The organism is Tepidimicrobium xylanilyticum (assembly GCF_900106765.1).
In the GTDB taxonomy this organism is placed as follows: Bacteria; Bacillota; Clostridia; order Tissierellales; family Tepidimicrobiaceae; genus Tepidimicrobium; species Tepidimicrobium xylanilyticum.
Window position 1 is genome coordinate 87964 of sequence record NZ_FNNG01000009.1, and the last position, 25003, is coordinate 112966.

Sequence of the window (25003 nt, forward strand, 5' to 3'; positions counted from 1 at the left end):
TTATAAGAAAGATACTGTACCTATTTGAACTAGACAATTAGTTTGTAATAATTCTATCTGTTTTCATCAATTACACTTTTTTATTGTTTTTAGAAATATTTAGCAGATATTAATTGCTTAATTAAAATTTGATATTTTACATGGTTTGAAGCCTCAATTGAAGTTTTGCATAAATATCTATTTATTATTATACCAAACTAAACAAATTTCGACAATTACTGCAATGGGTAGTTATGTTTAAAATTTTAGAAAAGTCAAATAATTATCGTTAGTTGAATTAATTAAATTTTATTTATTATTTTTAAAAACTTTATAAATTCTTTATAATTAAATGCTAAATTGTTTTCAGAATAAATAAAGGAGGAAGGAATGAGATGAATTTAGAATGCAAAAAAGAGATAGAGATGTCTTTAGAAAACTCAAAAGAAGTAAAAAAAGGACTTACAGGTTTTCAAATTAAGTTAATTGCCCTTGTTTTCATGTTATTAGACCATATTTATTACTTTTTTGAGTTTACAGGGAAAGTACCGCTTGTATTTTCTTGGATTGGGAGATTAGCCGGTGGATTATTTCTATTTACTATGGTAGAAGGCTATAGTCATACTTCTAACAAAAAGAAATATTTTTCAAGAATATACTTTTTATCAGTAGCAATGGGAGTTTTGAGATACTTCTTTGAGCTTATACCAAGGTTGCAAAGGGGAGATGGTTTCTTCCCTATGAATGGGATATTATCAACTTTTGCTGTATTGATTGTTATGTTTAGAGGAATAGACTATTTAAAAGAAAAGAAGATATTGAGGGGACTGTTACTGCTAATAGTATTATTTATTCCACCATATTTTATGCTCTTAATGCCAAGCACTTTGCAGCCTTTTATGCTGTTTTTGATCTATACGGTTTTGCCATCACCTATGTGGGTTGAAGGTGGTTTGTTCTTAATAATCTCTGGTTTAATTATGTATATATTTAGAGGCAATAGAAAACTCCAATGTACATTATATGCTTTATTTATTTTGGCTTGGATGGTAGGAATACCATTAATGTATTTAAGACCTATTAGTTTAAAGATGATGTTCATTCATTACTATGAATGGATGGGAGTTTTTGCTATAATATTTATGTGTCTATACAACGGTGAAAAGGGAAGGGCTATGAAGAAACTATTCTATGCCTTCTACCCTGCCCATATCTATATACTTTATGGATTATCCATATTACTATATAATATCATGCATTAGCAAGGGTGATTTAAGTGGAGACTATACTCGTAATTGATGATGAAACGGACTTAACTATGATAATCAAAGATGCACTGGAATCTAATGGATATAAGGTACTTACTGCCAATAATGGTTTTGATGGCATTGAATTGTCGAGGAAGGATCCAGATCTTATTATTCTGGATATTATGATGCCAGATATAGATGGGTATAACCTATGTAGTCTTATTAGGGATAGTGTAGATTGTCCTATCCTTTTCTTGTCTGCAAGGGACAGCGAAGGGGACAAGATAAAAGGTCTTGCCATTGGTGGTGATGATTATATAACTAAGCCTTTTAGTTTAAAAGAGTTAGTCTCTAGAGTTAAAGCACACTTGAGACGTGAAAAGAGAAGGATAAATAAGGTAATTCCCAATGCTTTAACTTTTAAGAAAATGGATATTGACTTAAAAGGATTTATAGTTCGAGTAAACAACAAAAATATAAATTTAACTAAAAGGGAATTTGAAATAGTGGAACTACTGGCCTTACATCCTGGGCAGGTATTTTCAAAGGACCAGATATATGAAAAGATATGGGGGTATGATGGACTGGGAGATACTTCTACAGTTACAGAGCATATAAAGAATATAAGATCAAAGATAAGTTCCCAGGATAAAGAGAATAAGTATATAGAAACTGTTTGGGGATTAGGTTATAGGTGGGAGGCCTAAGCTATGAAGGAAAGAAGCTTTAAAAGCAAGTTCATAATAGCTTTTATAAAGATATTAGCTTTAAGCCTTATTTTTTCAATACTAACTTTTATAATATGGAGTTTGACTTTTGATTACATAAGATTTCCTGCTAATTACTATGAAAGAGAAGTGGTAGATATAATAGAAGCTATAAGTACTAAACATGACGATGTTTTAAATAAAAACTTTCAATCAGTATTGGAGGAAACAGTTCCCAGAGGAGGTATACTCTATCAGGTATTAGATGAAAATGGTAAAATCATATATGGAACTTATAATGAGGAAATAATTAAAGGTAAAAAGAATCTAATGAACAATTTGAATTCCAATATAAGATTAGGAAGGGGCCTCTATGCTAGAATAACCCCAATATTGAATAAGGATAACAATATTAAAGGAGCAACGGTCTTTATTTATACCTTAAAGAGCATGCAGAAAACAGAAAACCATTTTTTATTTTTATTATCTAATATGATGATGTTATCACCATTCATATTTATAATTATGTTCACCCTAATATATGCAAAAAAATTGACCAAGGAAATCAATGAGCCAGTTAGGCTACTGTTGGGTGCTTCAGAAATGATTAAAAATCAAAATTTAGACTTTACAATTGAGTACAATCAAAAAAATGAGTTTACGAAACTAATAGCTGCCTTTGAAGATATGAGAAAAAACTTAAAAGAATCCCTCATAAGACAGTGGAAGTTAGAAGAGAAGAGGAGGGAAAATATTGCTAACATTGCCCATGATTTAAAGACACCTCTAACCATTGTCAATACATATGTTGAAGCAATGTTAGATGGTACAGTGAAAGAAGAAAAGATTAAGGATTATTTAGAGGTTATAAAAAGAAATAATGAAAGGGCCTTAATCTTATTGGTGGATTTAAATACATTATCCGACGTAGAAAATCCAGATTTTACTTTAAATCCTGTGGAAGTAAATATTATTGATTTTTTAAACTCTAAGGAAAAGGACTACAAAATTTTATGCGAAAATAGGGGCATTGATTTCAAAATAGAGATTGAAGATTTTAGAATAAAAAATATAACTGCTAAGTTTGATATTAAGTCTTTAGAACAGGTTTTAGATAACTGTATATCTAATAGTATCAGATATACAGAAAAAGGAGGATTTATAAAAGTAAATGCCTTGTGCAAGGAGGAAGAAATAGAATTTAAGGTTATAGATACAGGTAAAGGATTTTCCAATGAAGACTTGAAAAATATATTTAATAAGTTTTATAAAGGAGATAAGTCTCGCTCCTTTTCATCAGGGCATTCTGGTTTAGGCATGTATATTGCTAAAACGATTGTGGAAAAACATGGTGGAAGTATTGAAGCAGAAAATAATACTCCAAAAGGAGCAGTTATTAGGTTTAATATAAAGCCAATGGCCATATGACGGTTTATAGAATCTTAACTTTGCGTTAATTTGGACTTTAAGGTTTATTGGTAGTATAAGGACAGGTGAGCTTATTATTGATTTGTCGTACAAGCTCTATTTAAAAAATATAGCAATAAAAGCCTGCTTAAATATATATTTTTATAGTATAATATATTAAGTTTTGTAGAGAGGAATTTTTATATACTGGAAGCAGGAAATATAAAACAGGAGATATAAAAGTTGATATAAGTGGGGAGTTGTTTATGAAGGTACTGATTACAACAGATTTATATATTCCAACTATCAATGGCGTAGTTACGTCAGTAATCAATTTAAGTAAGGAGTTAGAAAAGTTAGGACATGAGGTTAGGATTCTAACTTTGTCCCAAAATAATATATCCTATAAAGAAAAGAATGTGACTTATATTGGTTCAAAAAATGCAGGAAAAATATATCCTGGGGCGAGGTTTGCCTTAACCTTTGATAATAAATATATTGAAGAGATAATAAATTGGAGTCCCGATATTATACATTCACAATGTGAATTAAGTACATTCCGAATGGCAAGAAATATTGCCAATAGGTTACACATACCAATAGTCCATACCTATCATACAGTATATGAGGACTATACTCATTATTTTTCACCTAACAAGAAATTAGGCAGAAAGATTGTAGCCATATTTACCAGAAAGATATTGGAGAATGTTAACTCTGTTATTGCGCCAACAGAAAAGGTTAAATCTCTATTAGCTGGATATGGTATAAATAAAGACATATATGTTGTACCTACTGGCATAGATTTAAATAGATTTAATCTAAATTTTGGAGAAGATGAGAAGCAAAAAATAAAGGAACAAATAGGTATTTCAGGTAATTATAAAGTTCTCATAACAGTTGGTAGACTTGCTAAAGAAAAGAACATTGAAGAAATATTGTTCTTTGTTTCAAAATTAAAGGATAAAAATATTGTATTGCTAATAGTTGGTGATGGACCAAATAGAAAGGCTTTGGAGAATTATGTAAACAAGCTAGGTATTAGGGAAAAGATTTTATTTACTGGAATGGTTTTGCCAGAAGAGGTTCCTAAGTATTATCAACTGAGTGATGTATTTGTCAGTGCATCAAATAGTGAAACTCAAGGCCTAACATATATTGAATCGTTAGCAAGTGGAGTTCCTGCTTTATGTAAAAGGGATCCTTGCTTAAAAGGTGTAATTAAGGATGGAATAAATGGATGGCAATACGATTCCTTTGAAGATTTTAGTCAAAAATTAGAATATATTCTTGATAGTGAGAGACATGTTTTATTAAAGGAAAATGCTAGACGAGGGGCATGGTCTGACTTTTCTTCTGAAGCCTTTGCAAAAAAAGTTGAATATGTTTATAAGCATGCAATGGGTCTAAATTATGAGATGGCACAATGAGATTACAATTACTTAGATCTAAAATAAATTGAAGGTGCTTGAGAACTAACTTTTATTAGAAGTAGATTCTTAAGCACCTTATCTTTTAGATGACCTAGTTATTTTGGTAGGATAATTTATATTTCAATCTACTTTAAGCAATTTTAATTTCAAGTTTTTTAAACCTATTAACCATTAATACTTCCTATAACTAAAGTAAAATATCTTTTCTTTATAAATCTTCTTTCTAAAAATACAGTTTTCCAGCAACACTTTTTTCGTTTATATTAAAATAATGTGTAATGGAAGTGAAAATTATTCGTATTAACACATGAAGGGAGATTTAATTAACTCCAATATTGCTTAGCTAAGTATACGGAGTGGACAGGAAGGAGGTTTTAAAGAAGGTGCAGCAAATTGCGTTAGTAGATATTTTAGGCAAGAATAAGACTAGGGAAGATTTACATGAGAAAAACGATTTTACCTATATTTTTGAGTCCTATTATAAAAAGGTTTACAACTATATATACTATCGAGTCAATTGTCATTATACAGCAGAAGATTTAGTAAGCCAAGTATTTGAAAAGGTAATGTATAAAATAGACGTATACTCTAAAGAGAAATCTCCCTTTGAAGTATGGCTATTTGCCATAGCTAGAAATACAGTAAATGATTATCTTAGAAGTACCACAAAATATAGGTTTCTATCTATAGATGTTATTAAGGATTTGGTATCAAGGAAAAAAACTCCAGAAGATATAATAGAAACAACTGAAACAAATGACGAGCTTTTAAAAGCTTTAAAAACATTAGATGTAAGGGAGCAAAACATTATAGCACTTAAATTTGGGGCAGAATTAAAAAATGTAGAAATCGCTGAAATACTTGATCTTACTGAAAGTAATGTTGGGGTAATACTTTATCGTGCCATGAAAAAGTTAAAGAAAGAATTAGAGAGAGGGGAGCGATATAATAAAAAGAGTATTGAAGATAGATTTTCCATGCACATAGATGCGTATTTTAGTGGACTGGAAAGGCAGAATAAGCTGGAATCAGAAGAGTATAATGAGCTTTTTGAAATAGGTAAAGCTTTGGCCGATAATGATTTCAGCAAGAATAGTAATAAAGAGGGAGTATATGCTAGAACTTTAAGTAAGATTAGCAAATATAAAGGAGTGGGTATTATGAAAAAATCAAAGAATCTTAAACATTCAATTACTAAGGTGGCTTCTATTGCATTGGTATGTATATTAGGTTTTTCCGTAATGCAAACAGCCTCTGCACAGGAGTTGGTAGGCAGAGTATTAAAGACCATATCTCTTGGGCATATAACAGTATTTGAAGAAGAATATGGAGAAATAGAATCGTTCCCAGTTCCAGAAAAACTTAAGGGTAAAATTTTTGATAAGGATGGAAATCCAGTAGAAATATTTTCAGAAGAACTTGAAAAATTATATACAGTCGATGGAGAGGAAATTGCAACCTTTGATTTAGAAACAGGAGAGATAAGAACTGTAGCGGAATTGGATAGGATGATGGAAGAAGAAATACTGATAGTTGAGGATACTGATAAATTAAATGATTATACTTGTTTTGATGTCATACTTCCTGATTATTTGCCAGAAGGTTATAAATTTGGCAGAGCGGGATTTTTTAAGGGTGAGAATGGTAGTGTAGAGGATTCCAAATATATTGAACTATACTTTACTAATGATAAAACGGGGGAATTCATTTATATGCAACAGAGATTTGCGGATGAAGAGACCGCATATGCAACTGGAGGAAGCAAAGTTGAAAAAATACAGGTAAATGGGGTGGATGCAGTATTATATGGGAATAGCTTGGATTGGGAATATAATGGCGTTATCTATATGCTAAATGGTAGAGGAATTGCAAAAGATGAGTTAATAAAGATAGCAGAGTCTATTAAATAAAGGCTTGCTAATTATTTAAGTTTAGATGATCCATTCAAACAAAGAATCTCAAATTTGAGATTCTTTGTTTGAATATAGAAATCTTTATTTCACATAGAAAACCAATACCTATGTTGTTACTTCTAACTTATTTTATTCTACATAATTATTAAAATAACCTTTTATATATACAACAGGGGTACCCTTATCTCCACTTCCTGAAATTAAATCGGCTAGGGAGCCTATTAGGTCTGTAAGCCTTCTTGGAGTAGTACCTTGTCTTTCCATAGGGTCTACAGGATTAGAATTTTTGTGTTTTATATATTCATAAATGGCTTTATTAAGTTCTTCTCCTTTCAAATTGGCAAAGGTATTATCAGCAAGATATTTGAGCTTAATTTCATTTGGCGTGCCTTCAAGTCCTTTGGTATAAGCTGGGGATACAATAGGGTCAGCTAATTCCCAGATATTGCCTACAGGATCTCTAAAGGCACCATCTCCATAAATCATGACTTCAACAGTTTTTTCAGTTTTATCTTTAATCATATTTTGAATTTTATCAACGATAGGCTGGCAATCTCTTGGGAAAAGCTTAACTTTTTCTTCTGTGGTTTTGTTGGAACCTAAAAGACCATATGTCTCATTATACCCACTGCCATCAATAGATTTAGTTAAGATATCATCAAGGCTATAAATTTTATTGGCACCATTTGCTTTTAATATTATTTTCGTTCTAAATCTGGAATGTATATCACAGGCTAAAACATCTTTAGTATAATTTAAAATGGTCTTGGGATCATTTGAAAATATAATTTGGCATTCAGTTCCATGTGCTTCAATAATGGATTTATAATAATTAATATAGTCAATTCCAGTAAAAGGGTGTTTTTTGTATCCAAATAGCCTTCTAAACTCTTTTTCAGTTAAAGTATCTGTCCAAGGATTAATACCTTTTTTATCTAATTCATCTAAACTTATTAAGGGGTTGCCTACTTCATCAGAGGGATATTGAAGCATTAAAATAATTTTTTTAACTCCTTTTGCAATACCGCGAAGGCAGATGGAGAAACGATTACGGCTTAAGATGGGAAATATTACACCAATTGTTTCCTTTCCAAATTTTGAAGTTATGTCTTTTGAGATGTGGTCTACACTTACATAGTTTCCTTGAGCACGAGCAACTATAGATTCTGTTACGGAAATAATATCTTTATCATCAATGGAAAAACCTTCTACTTCTGAAGCTTTTAATATGGTACTTACAACTATTTCTTCAATATCATCTCCTTCCTTTATAATCGGAGTACGAAGCCCTATAGCAATAGTACCAGCCATCCTTTCCATATTAACCTCTCCTTTAAGTTAAATCTCAACAAAATCATTACACTTGTAATATACACTATTTTATGATATAAGTAAAATAAATATATATTATACTAGGTATAAGGAGTGCTTATATGTCTATAAAACTAGATCTGTATAAAATTTTTTGTGAAGTAGCCAAACATGGCAGTTTTTCTAAGGCTGCCAAATCCTTATATATGACACAACCAGCTGTTAGTCAGGCAATTATGCAGTTAGAAAGCGAATTAGAGATACGTTTATTTACACGAACGCCTAAAGGGGTAGTTCTAACTAATGAAGGACAGATTCTATTTGAACATGTAAATTCGGCCATTAATTTAATAGGCGTAGGGCAAAGGAAGGTTATTGAGTCTAAAAACCTTATGGCGGGAGAACTAAAAATAGGGGTTGGGGATACGATATCTCGCTACTTTTTATTGCCCTATTTAGAAAAGTTCCATAGTGCATATCCAAATATCAAGTTAAAGATTGTTAATGGTACTACTCACGAACTTTGCACTTTATTGAAGTCTGGGGAAGTTGATATAGCAATTTGTAATTTACCAGTTAGGGACTCTTCATTGGAAATAATAGAATTAATGGATATTCATGATATATTTGTCTGTGGAGCAAAGTATAAAGAAAAACTATCTATGCCATTAAGCTTTAAGCAATTGGCTAAATTACCATTGATATTACTAGAACTTAAATCAAATTCCAGATTGTATGTAGAGAAGTACATATTATCTAAGGGGGTTAAAATAGAACCAGAAATTGAACTGGGTTCCCACGATTTGTTATTGGAATTTGCAAGGATCAATCTTGGTATATCCTGTGTTATAAAAGAATTTTCTCAAGAATACTTATCCAATAAACTGGTATATGAGGTCGAATTGAATGAAGAAATACCTAAAAGAACCATTGGAGTTTGTTTTTTAAAAACCGTATCCCTATCACCTGCTGCTACAAAATTTGTTCAGGATTGTGGTATAGGGACGCTTTGATTGCCACTTCTTTTATTTATTTTACAAATTATTATATTATCATTAATATAAAAATATCAAAATAAAGGAAAAAAGAAAAGTTTGTAGAATACTACAACCAGAGATTATACCCGTTGTTTAGGAAAGGGGGATAATATGCCTAGAAAAGCAAGGGAAAGAAGTGAAACAGGAATATATCATGTGATGCTTAAGGGAATAGACAAAAAGGATATTTTTGCAGGAAAGCAAGATTATGAAAAATTTTTATATTATGTAAACAGGGCAATGGAAATAAGCAAATTTGAAGTATATGGTTATTGCCTTATGCCTAATCATGTTCATATTCTACTTAAAGAGGGAACAGAGAAAATTGGAGATGCAATTAGAAGAATAGCAGTTGGATATGCACAATATTTTAATATAAAATATGGAAGAAATGGGCATCTTTTTCAGAATCGTTTTAGAAGTGAACCAGTGAATGATGATGTATATTTTTTGATAGTTTTGCGATATATTCATCAGAATCCGATTAAAGCAAATATGGTAATAAATATGGAAGATTATGAATGGAGTAGCTATAATGAATATATCATGAAAAGTAAAAGAGAAATAACTAATATAAAGTTTGCTATGGAATTATTTTCAAACATTAAAAATTTTAAAAAATTCATGATGGAAAGAAATAAAGATAAATGTTTAGAATATAATGAGCGAATAAGATATACTGATAAGGAATTAGAAAAAATGATTATGTCAATTATTGATATTTCGAAATTAAAAGAATTAGATAAAGAAACAAGAGATGAGGTATTGAGGGAAATAAAAAACGTTACAAAAGCTAGCAACAGACAATTATCAAATGTAACGGGGATTGGTAGGGGTATTTGGGAGAAGGTATAAGGAACGGATGGCAAACAAAGCGTCCCTATGACAAAGCGTCCCTATGACACGTCATTGTCCTGTTATTTTTCCACACCATATTTCATTTTATAATAATATATTGCTAGTTGTGTCCTATCCCTAAGACCTAGCTTATCCAACATATTAGAAATATAGTTTCTAACAGTTCCTTCGCTTAAATATAGTTTTTCTGCAATTTCTTTATTGTTTAACCCTTCTGCTACTAAAAGAAGGATATCCAATTCCCTTTCCGACAGGTCTGTATCGATATTGTCCCTTTTAGAGTATTTCTTAATATTTGACACAATCTTTGAATCAAAGACTAGATTTCCCGAGTAAACTGCATTGATGGCTGGAATAATTCCTTTAATATTTTGCTTTAATATGTAGCCTTTACAGCCCAAGGAAAGGGCTGATCCTATGTATTCATCATCTTGGAAGGTGGTTATAAGCAATATCCTGGCTTCAGGGTTTATTTTTAATATTTCCCTAGTTGCATCTAAGCCGTTTAACCTTTCCATCCTTATGTCCATAAGCATTAAGTCGGGTTTATATTTTTCATAAAGTTCTACAGCTTGATGGCCATTATAACCGACTGCCAATATCTCTATTCCATTGGCTTCTATTATGGTTTTTAAAGATTCTACTACTAAAGGATCATCATCTATAATTATGATATTCATACCTATTACCCCTTCATTAAAGTTAAGTGAATTTTAAAGCCCTTATCAAAACTATAATTTACAAATCCATTATATTTATAGGCTATTTCTTTAATAGAAATAAGGCCAATGCCTTTACTTGAAGTTAAAGTATTCTTATTAAAATTAGTTCCATTATCCTTTATTATTATTGTATAGAATTTTGGCTGGTCTAGTATAGTTACTTTTAATTTGGTTGCATTAGAGTGTTTGACACAATTGGTAATTCCCTCTCTTACAACTGATAATATATCGAATTTCAAATCATAGCTTAAATCTTCTTCAATTTTATATATAAGCTCTATATTTAAATTGGGAGTTTCACCACATAGTTTTTCAATTTGTCTTTTTAAATCCAAGGATTCATTATATAGATTATGAATGCTCTTTCTTATATCTTCCATTCCTCTTTTTAAGGTTTCTTGAAGGATGTCCAATTTTTTCAGAACTCTGTCCTCTGTGGATATAAATTTTAAAGCTTCCACTTGTAATATGCTGCTGCTTATCCCGTGACCTATTGAATCGTGAAGTTCTCGTGCAATTCTATTCCTCTCAGTAAGTATGGCAATTTGGATATTCTTTTCCCGGTCTATTCTCAACTGTTCATTATATTTTTGCAAATAGAGAGTATCCTCCTTTAATTTATCCCGCACTATCTTGTTCTCGTTTAATAGAATATTATGTTCCTTTGTCATGGCTGCCAAATGAATTGAGATAATCGAGAATAGAAAATTTATTAATGAAAAATCTATCCAAATTAATGGAAATATCAGCAAAACGTATTTACCATAATCCAAGTACCCATTATATAAGATTAAGGGCAAATAGAATAGGCAATGGGCATTGTAAAAACATAATATTAAAAATAGGGTATAGACTGTTATCTTTATTCTATTGTTAGTAATTAAATCTAAAAAGCAAGAAAATATGATACTTATAATAAAATAAAAATGTAAATTATCATTAAGATTAATGCTGAAACTATTATATAAGCAGAGCATCAGGATTAAGGACTTTTCCCAAAACTTTCTCATTGTTGGTTCCCCCTACAGCTAATCTAATTACTAGTTTAATTATACTAATATTTGTTAGTGAATACAATTTTAGCTATGACATATGTCATACGAAATACTAACTTTATACACTACAAGGAAGGAAATTAAAATTATATAATGGTCTTACCAAAATAGGATAGGAGTGGTTTAAATGGTAGTAAAGGTTAAAAATTTAGTTAAAAGATATAAGGAAATAATAGCTCTAGACCATTTCAATATGGAAGTAGACGAGGGTGAAGTTTTAGGGCTCCTAGGACCAAATGGTTGTGGCAAGACGACAGCCATAAACTGTATATTATCCTTGCTAAGTTTTGATAAAGGAGAGATTGAAGTCTTTGGCAAGAAAATGTCTCCCGATGCATATGACATTAAAAGGCAAATAGGCTTGGTTCCTCAAGAGGTTTCTGTATTTGGAAATTTAACTGTAAGGGAAAATATTGATTATTTTTGCGGATTATATATATATGACAAAAATTTAAGGAGACGATTTGTGGATGAAGCCATAGAATTTGTAGATTTAAAGGATTATGTGAAGTTTTATCCTAAAAAATTAAGCGGTGGGCTAAAAAGGAGATTAAATATTGCCTGCGGAATAGTCCATAAGCCTAAGTTAATCTTTTTAGATGAACCTACCGTTGCAGTAGATGCCCAAAGTAGGAATTTTATCCTAAATGGAATAAAGCAGTTAAATGAGGAAGGTAGTACCATCATATATACCACTCATTATTTAGAAGAAGCGGAAATGTTATGTAAAAGGATAATAATAATGGATAATGGCAAGGATTTGGTTTCAGGGACAAAGGAAGAATTAAAAGCCATGATAACTACATCAGAAAAGATAATAGTTAGTTTTTCTGAAATTCGAGATGAAACGGTTTCAGAGATGAAAAAACTACCTCATGTGATCGATATAGAAAAGGATGGAGACGATTATATGATAAAATTCGAAAACGGCTTTAACAACTTAACAAATTTACTGGAATTTATTAAGGAAAAGGAATTAACATATACCAAGCTTCACAGCCAACTGCCTACATTAAATGATGTATTTTTGGAGCTAACTGGAAAGGAGCTTAGGGATTGATATGAAAACTCTATTAAGAAATTGTATATATCAGGGAAAAAACCTAATTAGGGAGTTTGGATTTTCATTTTGGTGTCTAATATATCCAGTAATATTAGCAACTTTTTTTTACTTAGCTTTTAATGGAATGATGGATATAGAACTGGAGGATATCAATATAGGAATAGAAAAGGGAAATAGAATTGAATCTATATTAGAAGAAATTAAGATATTAAATATTCATAAAGTTTCCCAAGCTGAGGTACAAGAGAAGTTAAACAATGGCGAAATCCATGGTTTTATAGATAGTGACTTAAACCTAATGGTAAAAGAATCTGGCATAAATCAAACTATTATAAAGGAAGTAATTGAACAGATAAAGCAGATGGAAAGGTTAAATAAGCCAATTGAAAACTATGACTTTGAAGCAGACCATATACTGGATAGGAACCAAGAGGCGAATTTAATGGTAATTATATTTTATTCATTAGTTGCTATGGTTTCCACCTATGGAATCTTTGGAGGTATTACGGTTGTTAGCGTGATTCAGGCAAACTTATCACATATTGGAGTAAGGCTCAATGTTACTCCATTGAAAAAACATGAATTTCTAATAGCGGGAGTAATAGTGGGATTAGCCTTGAACCTATTTGCCAATGGAATATTGTTCATATTCATTAAGTATGTTTTAAAGCTAGAATTATTAAATGAGTTTAAATATAGCAGTATTTTTATAATACTAGGCAATCTTTTTGGAACTGCTCTTGGAATGTTTATTGGTGCTTCCAATAGAAAAAGTGAAAATGCAAAAATTACAATGGCTGTAGTTATTGTTCTATTCTTTTCCCTTTTATCAGGAATGATGGGACCTAATATTAAAGTAGTTTTGGATAAGAATATTCCAATTTTAGGCAGGATAAATCCTATTTCGATTATTAGCAATAATTTATATAGGTTAAATTTATTAGGGAGCACTAGGACCGTTAGAGAAGGAACCTTAATCCTTTCTTTATATTCAATATTATTTATTTTTTTATCCTACTTATTTTTAAGGAGGCGGGACTATGACAGTATATAAATACTTTATTAAAATGGCGTTAAGGAATAAATGGTTAATTCTTTCTAATACTCTATTATTTTTCTTTTTTGCAATTATTAATACCTCTGGACATATTCAAGAAGAAATGAGCTTTATTGAAACTAAGTTGAATATTGGGATAATAGATAATAGCAATAGTCCATTGTCCAATAGTTTAAAGGATTATTTGGAATCGAAAAACAATATAATAGATGTTTCGCCGGAAGAGGAGATTATAAGGGAGCAGATTTTTTTGCAAATAGTAGATGCTGTAGTAGTAATACCGGAGGAGTTTGAAGAGAAGGTAGTAAGCAAGGAAAAAGTCATTGAGGTTTACAGGGACGATAGAAAAGCTGAATCCATACAAATAGAACATCAGATTGAAAAATTTCTTCTATTTGCCAATGCTACCCATGAGGAAGGGAAATTTGATCTCAATGCTGTAAAATCGGCATTAAGCGAAAAGGTTAATGTTAACATGATAAGGGATGGCAGTAGGGGGATAGACAAAGGGACTAACGAGTGGTTTAGATATTATTTTAACTTTACCGCTTATGTAACCATAGCATGTTATATTTCTGTTATAGGGTTGGTGATGGCTGATTTCAATGAATATAATATTGAGAATAGAAGGAAAATCTCCTCAAAGCGGTTTTTAAGGTTTAATAAGGAATTATATTTAGGTCAATTATCATTGGCTGGTATTATTACATTCATATTTATACTAGGAAGCATTATTATAAAGGGAAAATATATAAGGGAAATAAACTTTAATATCTACCTTGTTAATACTATAGTTTTTTCCTTTTCCATTTTGTGTCTTACATTTTTAATAAACAACATTACCCGAAATAAATTTGTAATAAACTGCCTATCTGTAGTATTGTCTTTAGGTACCTCTTTCATATCAGGGGTAATGGTGCCTCAACAGTTTTTAGGAGATAAGGTTTTGACCTTAGCTAAGTTTTTTCCCACTTACTATTTTGTGAGGATAAATGATATGCAGACTAGCTCATTATTAGGTGTAAAAAATGATATATTCATGCAATTGCTATTTGGCCTAGCCTTTTTACTAGTGGGGCTATATTTATCTAAAACGGCTCAAGAAGTCTAATTATAGTTGAGTTTTATTTTTCCTATGCTTATAATAAAAGTGGAATTAAACTGATTAGAGGGTGAATATATGTCCCATGTAAAAACTAATGCCATGAGGATTTTAGATAGCAATAATATAAAATATAGCATAATTACTTATGATACTAAGGATAAAAATATAGATGGACTTTCTGTTGCCAAAAAAATAAATAGAAAACCGGAAGAGGTATTTAAAACATTGGTAACTCAAGGAAATACCGGCCAGTTATATGTATTTATAATTCCCGTAGCGGAAGAATTGAACTTGAAAAAGGCTGCAAGGGTTTCTGGAGAAAAGAAGCTTGATATGATTCCCGTTAAGGATATACCTAAATACACAGGTTATGTACGAGGAGGCTGTTCCCCTATAGGCATGAAAAAGGCATATCCAACCTTTATCCATGAGTCAGCTATGCAGCTAGACACTATAATTGTAAGTGGGGGTAAAATTGGAGTACAAATTGAGTTAAATCCAAGGGATTTGCAGCTAATAACTGGAGCAAAAATTCAAAAGTTCATAAAACTGCGTGAATAATCTTATAGACCAAAGTAAAAGTTTTAAGTAGCTTAACGAAAAAATTAAGCTACTTTATTTTTAATATCTAACAAAATGGGTATTTGAATATTAGATTATCCAAATACTATTAGTATAGCAGGAAGTAGAGAGGAGATATTGAAAGTGGACTATAATAAACAGATAAGGGAGATAGCAAGCTATTTTAAAGCCAATGAAAAATCTAAGGAAGATTTCAAAATAGGAATGGAGTTTGAACATTTTGTAATAGACAAAGAAAGCCTAGAGACCATTTCCTATTATGGAGAAAGTGGAGTAGAAGAGACACTTAAGGAGTTGGAGAAGCATGGGTGGAATGGGGAAGATGAAGGAGAGTACTTATTAAGTCTAAGGAATGGGAACAAGGTAATTACATTGGAGCCTGGGAGCCAACTGGAATTTAGCGTTAAACCTCAGAAGAATATTGAGGATTTAGAAAAGGAGTATATGGAGTTTCTTAACCAGATAATTCCCATTCTGGATAGGAAAAATCAGGGTTTAATAGCTATTGGGTATCATCCTGTAACTAGGATTGACCAAATAAAACTACTACCTAAAAAAAGATATGATTATATGTTTGAATACTTTAAGACTAAAGGAACCCATGCCCATAATATGATGAAGGGAACTGCTTCATTACAGGTAGCCATAGATTATAAATCTGAAAAGGACTATATTAAAAAGTTTAAGGTAGCCAATGCATTGTCTCCCGTACTTTATGCCATGTTTGATAATGGATATTATTTTGAAGGGAAAAGATGGGATAGGTTTGGATTAAGGGCCTATATTTGGGAAAATTGTGATAAGGATAGATCTGGAATAGTCAAAGGGACCTTCGATGAGGACTTTGGTTATAATAAATATGCTGAATACATCCTAAATGGTCCACCCATATTTATAGATGATGGGAAGAGGATGTATTATACGGGAAATAAACTGGTTAAGGAAATATTCGATCCCGACAATTATTCCATTGAAGAGTTGGAACATATTCTCACAATGTTCTTTCCAGATGTAAGGACCAAAAAATATATAGAAATACGAATGATGGATTCTGTACCTTATCCATTGAATTTTGCTGCACTTGCACTAATAAAGGGCATTTTTTATAATGAGAAAAACTTAGATGAAATCTATAAATATATAAAAGATATAAACATGGATGATGTGGTAAAGGCTAAAATGAGCATATTTGAAAAGGGTTTGGAAGGACAATTTAAGAATAGGTCCATATATGAAATGGGGAGTAAGATTATCAAGATGGCCAAAGATGGATTGGACTCAGACGAGAAGAAATATATTCTACCCTTGGAGAGCATGTTTAACGAAAGGAAGAATCCCTATAGGGTAATTGAAGAAAAGGAACAGCTAGGGAGAAAGGAATCAGTAAACTGGTGTATATTAAACCATTTAATAGGGGGAAATAGATATGGATGGACTAAGTGTAACTAAGGAATATATAGATATAATAAAAAGACATCCTGAAAAATATTATAAAGATTATTTAAGAACTGTAGAAGAAGTAGCAAAGTCTAATGCAAAGTACAAGGGGAAACCAATACCATTTTTGTATCAGCCTATGTTTTTTACCGAAGAGGATATTGAAAGATTTAAAAATTTAACGATGCTCATTACATCCATAACCAATAAAGTAACCAATAAGTACTTAGAATCACCCCAATATAGAAGGAAATTTAAGTATCCAAAATTGTTAGAAGAGCTTATATTGAATAACCCAGGTTATGATATAAATGTTCCTATAGGAAGATTTGACTTATTCTATGGAGGAGACGAGTTCAAATTTATAGAAATTAATACTGATGGCACCTCTGGTATGAATGAGGACAATATTTTTTCTAACATACTATTGGAAAGTCAGTCCATGAAGATAATGAAGGAAAGGTATGACATTTCCTATTTTGAATTGGTTGATAGCTGGGTTGAGGAAAGCTTAAGAATATATGATAAATTTAGTAAAAAGGTTGATAAGCCCAACATAGCCATTGTTGACTTTATAGAAAGTGGGATTACTGCTGAATTTGAAACCTTTAAGAAAGCCTATATCAAAAAGGGCTATAATGCAGTAATTGCAGATCCAAAGGACCTAAAATATATAGATGGAAAACTCTATTATGAAGACATGAGGATAGACCTTATATATAGGAGAATAGTTACAGCAGAATTTATTGAAAAGGCCGATGAAATTCCAGATTTAATACAGGCCTATAAAGATGGTGTAGTTTGTTCAATAGGTTCTTTAAGGTCTCAGATAATGCATAATAAGATCATATTTAAAATACTCCATGATGAAGAAACCCTTGAATTTCTTTCAGAGGAAGAGAGAAATCTTATAAAAAACCATGTACCTTTTACAGAGGAATTTGGCGGCGATGATAGGGTATTCAATAGGGTTTTAATGAATAAGGATAGATATATAATTAAGCCTATAGACTCTTACGCATCTCAAGGAGTTCATGCTGGTAGGGATTACACCCAAGAGGAGTGGGAAGAAATATTAAAAGACTCTTGGAACAAGGATTACCTATTTCAGGAGTTCATAGCCCCATATACTAGGCCCTTTGTTCAATTTGAAGACGGAGAGCTTAAGGTTAGGGATTTTAAACTTAATATTGGAGTTTATATGTATAACGGAAAGTTTGCAGGAGCATATACTAGGATTAGCAGAGAAAATATAATATTTGGAAGGGAAGGATACTTTTCCATCCCCAGCATGCTGGTAAAAGAAAAGGCACTTTAGCAAAAGCTTGCTAAGGTGCCTTTTTATGCTTTACATGGATAGAATTCCTCTATCGACACCTGTATTGCTAATGTTGACAATTGACTTAAAATACATTAGTATTAAATTTGTAATAAATTAAATTTTCATAATAATCATAAAGCAAATATTAACTGCAACATTGAATGAGAAGGCAGCATAATTGTAATTGGCTGTCTATTTTTGAATAGGACATATAAAGGAGGTTAGGAAATGGAATTTGCATTTGATTGGGAGGCAAACGAGGAAAAGATTAAAGATTTAAAAGTTTTCATGCGAGAAAACAAAGGGAAAAAGGGCCTTTTAATGTCGGTACTGCATAAAGCTCAGGAATCATTCGGCTATCTTCCCATTGAAGTCCAAAAGTTAATTTCTCAAGAGCTTAAAATCCCCCTATCCGAAATTTATGGAGTAGCAACCTTCTATTCTCAATTCTCTCTCATACCCAAAGGGGAATATAAAATCGGTGTGTGTTTAGGTACAGCCTGCTATGTAAAGGGTTCTCAGGAGATATTGGACAAGTTAAAAGAAGTATTAGGAATAGACGTGGGACAAACTACGCCCGATAGAAAATTTTCCATTGATGCCACTAGATGTTTAGGGGCTTGTGGATTAGCTCCAGTATTGACTGTTAACGAAGATGTATACGGTAAGTTAAAGCCCGACGATGTAGAAGAGATTATAGAAAAGTATAGATAATTCGGAGGTGGTAATTTGATAACTATTAACGAATTAAATAGGATTAAAGAGGATACCTTGGCAAAAATCAATGTAAGACGCGGGGAGCAGTCTATTATATCCTATGACAAAATAGATATGAAATCCAAAATGGTTCACGTGTTAGTATGTGGTGGTACTGGATGCCATTCTTCTCAAGGAGATGAAATTAGACAGCTATTAGAAAAGAAAGCTGAAGAAATAGGACTGGATAATATAAAGGTATCATTAACAGGTTGTTTCGGTTTATGTGAAACTGGTCCTAATATAGTTATCTATCCAGAGGGTATATTCTATAGCCATGTTAAGCTAGAAGATGTTGATGAAATAGTAGAGGAACATTTTGTAAATGGAAATCTAGTAAAAAGGCTCTTGTACCAAGGAGCAGTTAAAGAAGAAGCCATTTTACCCGTTAATGAAGTGAATTTCTATAAAAAACAAACTAGGGTGGCTTTAAGAAACTGCGGACTTATAAATCCTGAAGATATCGATGAATACATAGCCTTCGACGGCTACCAAGCTTTAGCTAAGGTATTAACTGAAATGAGCCAACAAGAGGTAATCGATTTCGTTAAGGCTGCCAATGTAAGGGGAAGGGGTGGAGCAGGCTTCCCAGCAGGCGTAAAATGGGAAACTGCCTATAGGTATTCAGCAGATAAAAAATATGTAATATGCAATGCGGACGAAGGGGATCCGGGTGCTTTTATGGATAGGTCCATATTGGAGGGAGATCCTCATTCTGTATTGGAAGCTATGGCTATCTGTGGTTATGCAATAGGTTCCGATCAAGGTTATATATATGTAAGAGCAGAGTATCCTATAGCAGTAAAAAGATTAAAAATTGCCATAGAACAGGCCAAGGAAAAGGGCCTATTAGGCAAAAACATATTAGGAACAGATTTTAGTTTCGATATAGAGTTAAGATTAGGAGCAGGAGCTTTTGTATGTGGTGAAGGAACTGCTTTAATGGAATCCATAGAAGGCAGGAGAGGAATGCCAAGGACTAAAATCCACAGAACTGCTCATAAAGGCTTATGGGGGAAACCGACGGTAATAAATAATGTGGAAACTTTTGCAAACATCCCGGTAATATTTCAAAAAGGAGTAGAGTGGTTTAAAAATATCGGCACAGAGGATTCACCGGGAACCAAAGTATTTGCATTAGGAGGTAAGATTAACAACACTGGATTAGTTGAAATACCTATGGGAATTACATTGAGGGACATTATTTACGACATAGGTGGAGGCATACCTAATGGGAAAGAATTTAAGGCAGTTCAAACAGGAGGACCTTCTGGTGGTTGTATACCAAAGGAATACATAGATACTCCTGTAGATTTTAAATCCTTAGCAGAGTTGGGTTCCATAATGGGTTCTGGTGGAATGGTTGTAATGGATGAGGATAATTGCATGGTAGATATAGCAAGATTTTTCTTGGATTTTACCGTAGAAGAATCCTGCGGTAAATGTGTTCCATGTAGGGAAGGAACTAAACGAATGTTAGAAATATTAGAAAGGATAACCAATGGGGAAGGAACTCCAGAGGATTTAGATAGGCTAGAATCCCTATCTGAAACCATAACCAATGGTTCCTTATGCGGTCTAGGACAAACTGCTGCAAATCCAGTAATATCTACTATGAAGTATTTTAGGGATGAATATGAAGCCCATGTATACGAAAAGAGATGTCCAGCCGGTTCATGCCAAGCCCTATTACAGTTCTTTATTACAGAAAATTGTATAGGCTGTACTAAATGTGCTAGAAACTGTCCTGTTTCTTGCATTAGTGGAAAAGTAAAGGAAAGACATGTAATAAATACCGATGAATGTATTAAATGTGGTACTTGTATGGAGGTTTGTCCAGTTGGAGCTGTAATCAAGAGATAGAAATGGGAGGTTTATTATGGGAAATGTAACTCTTACTATAGATGGGCAAAAGGTAACAGTGCCCAAGGATTATTATATTATTCAAGCAGCAAAGAAAATAGGCATAGATATTCCTGCTCTATGCTATGACCCCAATTTAGAGGTAGTTTCTGCTTGTAGGCTCTGCTTAGTAGAGATAGAGGGAAGAAAAAAGTTAGAAGCTTCCTGTTCTACTAAGGTAAGGGAAGGGATGGTTGTATATACCGAATCGGAAAGGGTAGTGGCCATGAGGAGGGAAATTCTACAACTCCTTTTAGACAACCATCCTAATGATTGTTTAACCTGTCAAAAAGCAGGTGAATGCTTACTTCAGACCTATGCCTATAGATATGATGTTAAGTTTAGGAAACACGGTGGGGCAAGAAGACCTAATTATGTAGACACATCCAGTCCTTATATATTAAAGGACGATAGCAAGTGTATCCTGTGTGGTAAATGTGTAAGAACCTGTGCTCAGGTTCACGATAGAAAGGTTTTATCCTTTGCAGGCAGGGGTTTTGACACCCGAATAGTTGCTGATGCAGATTTTACACTAGAGGAATCTACCTGTGTATCCTGTAATAGATGTGTAACTGTATGTCCAGTAGGAGCTTTAGTGGATAAGAGGCTATTAGGAAAAACTAGAGTTTGGGATAGCGATATAAAGGGTGTTAAATGTAAAGCTTGTGATTATGGATGTAATTTTGAAGTAATATCTAAAAGGGGAAAAAATATTGCAGTAAGGGCAAAAGCTCCATCTGAAGGAAGGCCTTTATGCTTAAAGGGAAGGCTTACTACTGAATTTCTATATGTAAATGAACCTGAGACTCCTTATAAAAAGGTTAATGGAAAGTTTGTAGAAACTAGTTGGAAGGAAGCTTTAGAATTGGGTGATGTATTCGAAAAATTATTACTAGAAGAGGAGAAAAGCAAGTAGGAGTTGAATAAGATGGCTAATATAACCATTAATGGAAAGATGTATAATGTGGCTGATAATATTACAGTACTTGAAGCTTGCAGAAAATTAGGAATAGACATACCAACTTTATGTTATGACCATAGATTAGAACCCCATGCTGCATGTAGATTATGCTTAGTTGAATTGAAAGGGAAAGGAAAGCTTGAAACCTCTTGTTCCCTTAAGGTAAGAGATGGAATGGTCATTGAAACTCACAGCGAAAAGGTAATAAGGGCAAGAAGAGAAATATTGGATTTATTATTTTCAAACCACCCAAACGATTGTTTGACTTGTAGCAAATCAGGATCATGTAAACTGCAGGACTATTGCTTTGAATATGGGGTTGAGATGGGGTCGTATAAGGGCGAGAAGAAGAACTACCCTATAGATGACTCTAACCCTTTCTATACTTATGACCCTAATAAATGTATACTGTGTGGTAAATGCGTTAGGGTATGTTCTGAGCTTCAATGTACCAATGCAATAGGATTGGAAAATAGGGGATTCAATACTAAGGTAGTTACCCCCTTTGATTTAGGATTAGCTACTTCTAATTGTGTATCCTGTGGAAACTGTGTAGCAGCTTGCCCTGTGGGAGCCTTAATGCCTAAGAGGAAGGAAAAGTTTAGGCTTTGGGAGGTAAAGAAAGTTAAGACTACCTGTTCCTATTGTGGTGTAGGCTGTCAGATGGAATTGCTAGTTAAAGGCGGCAGGGTTGTGGGAGTAGAGCCAGTTAAGGGAAAGGCTAATAATGGCTTACTATGCGTAAAGGGCAGATTTGGCTATTCCTTTATAAATCACCCGGACAGGCTAAAAAAGCCCCTTATTAAGAAGAACGGTAAATTTGAAGAGGCTAGCTGGGATGAAGCTTATAAGCTAATAGTAAATAAGATTAAGGAAATTAAAGAAAAAAATGGTCCAGAAGCCTTTGCCGGCCTTACTTCTGCTAGATGTACCAATGAGGAAAATTATTTATTCCAGAAAATGTTTAGGGCTGTTATAGGAACCAATAATGTGGACCATTGTGCCCGCCTCTGACATGCCTCAACAGTTGCAGGTCTTGCAACAACATTGGGCAGTGGTGCCATGACCAATAGTATTGAGGAGATATTAAATACCGATGCTATATTCGTAATAGGTTCTAATACCACTGAAAATCATCCAGTAATTGGAACGGTCATGAAGAGGGCAGTGAAAAGAGGAGCAAAACTAATAGTAGCAGATCCAAGAAGGATTGAATTAGCAGATTATGCAGATGTATTCTTACAGATAAAACCAGGAACTAACATTGCCCTCTTAAATGGGATGATGAATGTAATCATTAATAATGATTTATATGATAAGAAGTTCATAGAAGAGAGAACAGAAAACTTTGGGGAGTTTAAAGAGCTAATAATGGATTATACCCCCGATAGAGTAGCCAAAATATGTGGCGTTAAAGAAGAGGATATTGTAAAGGCTGCTCTCATTTATGCTAAAGCTGAAAAAGCAGGAATTTATTATGCTATGGGAATAACTCAACATACTACGGGAACTCATTCGGTAATGAGCATATCCAATTTAAGTTTACTCTGTGGTAATATTGGAAAGGAATCGGCTGGAGTTAATCCATTAAGAGGACAAAACAATGTTCAAGGAGCTTGCGATATGGGTGGATTGCCAGCCGATTTACCAGGCTATCAGAAGGTATTCAATCCAGAAGTTCAGGAGAAGTTTGAAAGCTTGTGGGAGACCAGTATTCCAAATAGAGCAGGTCTAACCATTCCTGAAATATTGGATGCAGCAGAAAAAGGAGATATTAAATTCATATATATAATGGGTGAAAACCCAATGGTATCCGACCCGGATATTAACCACGTAAGGAAGGCCTTAACCAATTTAGACTTCCTAGTGGTACAGGATATATTCCTAACGGAAACAGCGGAATTAGCCGATGTAGTATTACCTGCTGCCTCCTTTGCGGAAAAGGACGGAACCTTTACTAATACGGAAAGAAGGGTTCAAAGGGTTAGAAAGGCCATTGAGCCAGTTGGAGATGCTAAGCCCGATTGGCAAATCTTAATGGAGCTAATGAATAGGCTGGGCTATAATAAAAAATACCTACATCCTTCTGAGATAATGGAGGAAATTAGAAGGGTTGTACCCCAGTATGGCGGAATAACCTACGATAGAATAGAAGAAGAAGGCATCCAATGGCCTTGTCCAGATATAGATCATCCAGGAACCAAGTATCTCCATAAGGATACCATTGCTAGGGGTAAAGGACTATTTATGGCAATAGACCATAGGCAGAGTGCAGAAGTTGCAGATCCGGAATACCCATTTATATTTACTACAGGAAGGGTACTCTACCACTACCACACTAGGACTATGACAGGAAGGGTTGAAGGATTGAATAAACTGTCCCCTAGATCCTATGTGGAGATAAATGAGGTAACGGCCAATAAATTAGGCATTTCCCATGGGGAAAAGGTAAGATTAACTTCAAGAAGAGGTAGCATTATCACCTGGGCTAAAGTTACCGACATAGTAGACGAAAATGTATTGTTTATGCCCTTCCACTTTGCTGAAGGGGCAGCTAATTACCTAACCAATACTAAATTAGACTCTATTGCTAAAATTCCAGAATTGAAAGTAGCTGCTGTTAGATTGGAAAGATTAGGGAGTTGAAAGCATGTTTAAAGTAGGAATAATTACAGCCAGTGATAAGGGATGTGCTGGAGAAAGGGAAGATTTAAGCGGAAAAATTATAAAGGAAATTGTAGAATCAAAAGGCTACAAGGTAGAAAAATCAGTGATTCTTCCTGATGATGAAAAGTCTCTTTTAGAAGAGATGATTCATATGGCCGATGAATTGAAGCTAGATTTAATTTTAACCACAGGAGGGACGGGATTTAGCAAAAGAGATGTAACTCCTGAAGCTACAATTAAAGCTTGCGATAGGATGGCTAATGGAATAGCTGAGGCTATAAGATACTATAGCCTCAGCATTACCCCCAGGGCTATGTTATCTAGAGCCGTATCAGGCATAAGGGGAGAAACCCTAATAGTAAATCTTCCAGGAAGTCCAAAAGCAGTCAAAGAATCCTTAGAATATATAATAGATAGCCTTCACCATGGTTTGGAGATACTTAAAGGCCAAACTGGTGATTGCGCTAGGTAGGTGTTGGT

At 33.2% G+C, this 25003-nt stretch carries 21 protein-coding genes; 18 read left to right on the top strand and 3 right to left on the bottom strand.

All coding sequences use genetic code 11. The features are described 5' to 3' along the window. Nucleotides 1–374: 374 nt before the first annotated feature. The 5 genes from BLV68_RS10305 to BLV68_RS10325 all read left to right on the top strand — a co-directional run bounded on the left by BLV68_RS10305 (nt 375) and on the right by BLV68_RS10325 (nt 6686). Nucleotides 375–1241 (top strand): TraX family protein, encoded by an 867-nt coding sequence (locus BLV68_RS10305; RefSeq protein WP_093753513.1) that lies wholly within the window; start codon nt 375–377, stop codon nt 1239–1241. A gap of 14 nt (nt 1242–1255) precedes the next feature. Continuing rightward, on the top strand, nt 1256–1936 hold the full coding sequence (locus BLV68_RS10310) for a response regulator transcription factor (RefSeq protein WP_093753515.1): 681 nt from the start codon (nt 1256–1258) through the stop codon (nt 1934–1936). Between the two features lie 3 nt (nt 1937–1939). Continuing rightward, nucleotides 1940–3364 (top strand): HAMP domain-containing sensor histidine kinase, encoded by a 1425-nt coding sequence (locus BLV68_RS10315; RefSeq protein ID WP_093753517.1) that lies wholly within the window; start codon nt 1940–1942, stop codon nt 3362–3364. A gap of 245 nt (nt 3365–3609) precedes the next feature. After that, nucleotides 3610–4773 (top strand): glycosyltransferase family 4 protein, encoded by a 1164-nt coding sequence (locus BLV68_RS10320; RefSeq protein ID WP_093753519.1) that lies wholly within the window; start codon nt 3610–3612, stop codon nt 4771–4773. Nucleotides 4774–5159: 386 nt separating this feature from the next. Beyond that, nucleotides 5160–6686: a sigma-70 family RNA polymerase sigma factor gene (locus tag BLV68_RS10325; RefSeq protein ID WP_234949883.1), complete on the top strand. Its 1527-nt coding sequence runs from the start codon at nt 5160–5162 to the stop codon at nt 6684–6686. A gap of 132 nt (nt 6687–6818) precedes the next feature. Here the strand turns inward: BLV68_RS10325 and BLV68_RS10330 are convergent, their stop codons facing one another. Then, nucleotides 6819–8009 carry a coenzyme F420-0:L-glutamate ligase gene (locus tag BLV68_RS10330; protein ID WP_093753521.1) on the bottom strand — a complete coding sequence of 397 codons (1191 nt, stop codon included), beginning with the start codon at nt 8007–8009 and terminating at the stop codon, nt 6819–6821. Nucleotides 8010–8122: 113 nt separating this feature from the next. Between BLV68_RS10330 and BLV68_RS10335 the strand changes: the two genes are divergently transcribed. Together BLV68_RS10335 and BLV68_RS10340 are read left to right on the top strand one after the other, a co-directional pair. Beyond that, nucleotides 8123–9013: a LysR family transcriptional regulator gene (locus BLV68_RS10335; RefSeq protein WP_093753523.1), complete on the top strand. Its 891-nt coding sequence runs from the start codon at nt 8123–8125 to the stop codon at nt 9011–9013. Nucleotides 9014–9148: 135 nt separating this feature from the next. After that, nucleotides 9149–9892, top strand: coding sequence for a transposase (locus tag BLV68_RS10340; RefSeq protein ID WP_093753525.1), 744 nt, complete (start codon nt 9149–9151; stop codon nt 9890–9892). 62 nt (nt 9893–9954) lie between these two features. Here BLV68_RS10340 and BLV68_RS10345 read toward each other — a convergent pair whose 3' ends face one another. Then, nucleotides 9955–10575 carry a response regulator transcription factor gene (locus BLV68_RS10345; RefSeq protein WP_093753527.1) on the bottom strand — a complete coding sequence of 207 codons (621 nt, stop codon included), beginning with the start codon at nt 10573–10575 and terminating at the stop codon, nt 9955–9957. A gap of 5 nt (nt 10576–10580) precedes the next feature. Further along, nucleotides 10581–11627, bottom strand: coding sequence for a sensor histidine kinase (locus tag BLV68_RS10350; RefSeq protein WP_093753529.1), 1047 nt, complete (start codon nt 11625–11627; stop codon nt 10581–10583). Nucleotides 11628–11799: 172 nt separating this feature from the next. Between BLV68_RS10350 and BLV68_RS10355 the strand changes: the two genes are divergently transcribed. From BLV68_RS10355 to BLV68_RS10405, 11 genes are all read left to right on the top strand, one after another. Further along, nucleotides 11800–12732 (top strand): ABC transporter ATP-binding protein, encoded by a 933-nt coding sequence (locus BLV68_RS10355; RefSeq protein WP_093753531.1) that lies wholly within the window; start codon nt 11800–11802, stop codon nt 12730–12732. Between the two features lies 1 nt (nt 12733). Continuing rightward, on the top strand, nt 12734–13789 hold the full coding sequence (locus BLV68_RS10360; protein ID WP_093753533.1) for an ABC transporter permease: 1056 nt from the start codon (nt 12734–12736) through the stop codon (nt 13787–13789). Further along, the gene (locus tag BLV68_RS10365; RefSeq protein ID WP_093753535.1) at nt 13776–14903 is read left to right on the top strand and encodes an ABC transporter permease; all 1128 of its coding nucleotides are present in this window, start codon (nt 13776–13778) and stop codon (nt 14901–14903) included. The genes BLV68_RS10360 and BLV68_RS10365 overlap by 14 nt, the downstream gene beginning before the upstream one ends. A 69-nt stretch (nt 14904–14972) precedes the next feature. Continuing rightward, a complete protein-coding gene (ybaK, locus tag BLV68_RS10370; protein WP_093753537.1) occupies nt 14973–15458 on the top strand; it encodes a Cys-tRNA(Pro) deacylase in 486 nt (161 codons plus the stop codon). Between the two features lie 144 nt (nt 15459–15602). Beyond that, complete coding sequence (locus BLV68_RS10375; RefSeq protein ID WP_093753539.1) at nt 15603–16928, top strand: glutamate--cysteine ligase; 1326 nt, start codon at nt 15603–15605, stop codon at nt 16926–16928. Further along, the gene (locus BLV68_RS10380) at nt 16906–18234 is read left to right on the top strand and encodes a circularly permuted type 2 ATP-grasp protein (RefSeq protein ID WP_093753541.1); all 1329 of its coding nucleotides are present in this window, start codon (nt 16906–16908) and stop codon (nt 18232–18234) included. The genes BLV68_RS10375 and BLV68_RS10380 overlap by 23 nt, the downstream gene beginning before the upstream one ends. A 231-nt stretch (nt 18235–18465) precedes the next feature. Then, a complete protein-coding gene (gene nuoE / locus BLV68_RS10385; protein WP_093753543.1) occupies nt 18466–18951 on the top strand; it encodes an NADH-quinone oxidoreductase subunit NuoE in 486 nt (161 codons plus the stop codon). A gap of 18 nt (nt 18952–18969) precedes the next feature. Next, entirely contained in the window at nt 18970–20856 is a 1887-nt protein-coding gene (locus BLV68_RS10390) for an NADH-ubiquinone oxidoreductase-F iron-sulfur binding region domain-containing protein (protein ID WP_455432175.1), read from the top strand. 16 nt (nt 20857–20872) lie between these two features. After that, nucleotides 20873–21811, top strand: coding sequence for a 2Fe-2S iron-sulfur cluster-binding protein (locus BLV68_RS10395; protein WP_093753545.1), 939 nt, complete (start codon nt 20873–20875; stop codon nt 21809–21811). Between the two features lie 12 nt (nt 21812–21823). After that, a complete protein-coding gene (fdhF, locus tag BLV68_RS10400) occupies nt 21824–24502 on the top strand; it encodes a formate dehydrogenase subunit alpha (RefSeq protein ID WP_093753547.1) in 2679 nt (892 codons plus the stop codon). Between the two features lie 4 nt (nt 24503–24506). After that, a complete protein-coding gene (locus tag BLV68_RS10405; RefSeq protein ID WP_093753549.1) occupies nt 24507–24995 on the top strand; it encodes a MogA/MoaB family molybdenum cofactor biosynthesis protein in 489 nt (162 codons plus the stop codon). Nucleotides 24996–25003 lie beyond the last annotated feature (8 nt).

Excerpts from the sequence above, each read along its gene's own strand:
- BLV68_RS10305 (WP_093753513.1), top strand. The coding sequence starts at position 375 with ATGAATTTAGAATGCAAAAAAGAGATAGAGATGTCTTTAGAAAACTCA.
- BLV68_RS10315 (WP_093753517.1), top strand. The coding sequence starts at position 1,940 with ATGAAGGAAAGAAGCTTTAAAAGCAAGTTCATAATAGCTTTTATAAAG.
- BLV68_RS10320 (WP_093753519.1), top strand. The coding sequence starts at position 3,610 with ATGAAGGTACTGATTACAACAGATTTATATATTCCAACTATCAATGGC.
- BLV68_RS10330 (WP_093753521.1), bottom strand. The coding sequence starts at position 8,009 with ATGGAAAGGATGGCTGGTACTATTGCTATAGGGCTTCGTACTCCGATT.
- BLV68_RS10335 (WP_093753523.1), top strand. The coding sequence starts at position 8,123 with ATGTCTATAAAACTAGATCTGTATAAAATTTTTTGTGAAGTAGCCAAA.
- BLV68_RS10340 (WP_093753525.1), top strand. The coding sequence starts at position 9,149 with ATGCCTAGAAAAGCAAGGGAAAGAAGTGAAACAGGAATATATCATGTG.
- BLV68_RS10345 (WP_093753527.1), bottom strand. The coding sequence starts at position 10,575 with ATGAATATCATAATTATAGATGATGATCCTTTAGTAGTAGAATCTTTA.
- BLV68_RS10350 (WP_093753529.1), bottom strand. The coding sequence starts at position 11,627 with ATGAGAAAGTTTTGGGAAAAGTCCTTAATCCTGATGCTCTGCTTATAT.
- BLV68_RS10355 (WP_093753531.1), top strand. The coding sequence starts at position 11,800 with ATGGTAGTAAAGGTTAAAAATTTAGTTAAAAGATATAAGGAAATAATA.
- BLV68_RS10360 (WP_093753533.1), top strand. The coding sequence starts at position 12,734 with ATGAAAACTCTATTAAGAAATTGTATATATCAGGGAAAAAACCTAATT.
- BLV68_RS10365 (WP_093753535.1), top strand. The coding sequence starts at position 13,776 with ATGACAGTATATAAATACTTTATTAAAATGGCGTTAAGGAATAAATGG.
- ybaK (WP_093753537.1), top strand. The coding sequence starts at position 14,973 with ATGTCCCATGTAAAAACTAATGCCATGAGGATTTTAGATAGCAATAAT.
- BLV68_RS10380 (WP_093753541.1), top strand. The coding sequence starts at position 16,906 with ATGGATGGACTAAGTGTAACTAAGGAATATATAGATATAATAAAAAGA.
- nuoE (WP_093753543.1), top strand. The coding sequence starts at position 18,466 with ATGGAATTTGCATTTGATTGGGAGGCAAACGAGGAAAAGATTAAAGAT.
- BLV68_RS10395 (WP_093753545.1), top strand. The coding sequence starts at position 20,873 with ATGGGAAATGTAACTCTTACTATAGATGGGCAAAAGGTAACAGTGCCC.
- BLV68_RS10405 (WP_093753549.1), top strand. The coding sequence starts at position 24,507 with ATGTTTAAAGTAGGAATAATTACAGCCAGTGATAAGGGATGTGCTGGA.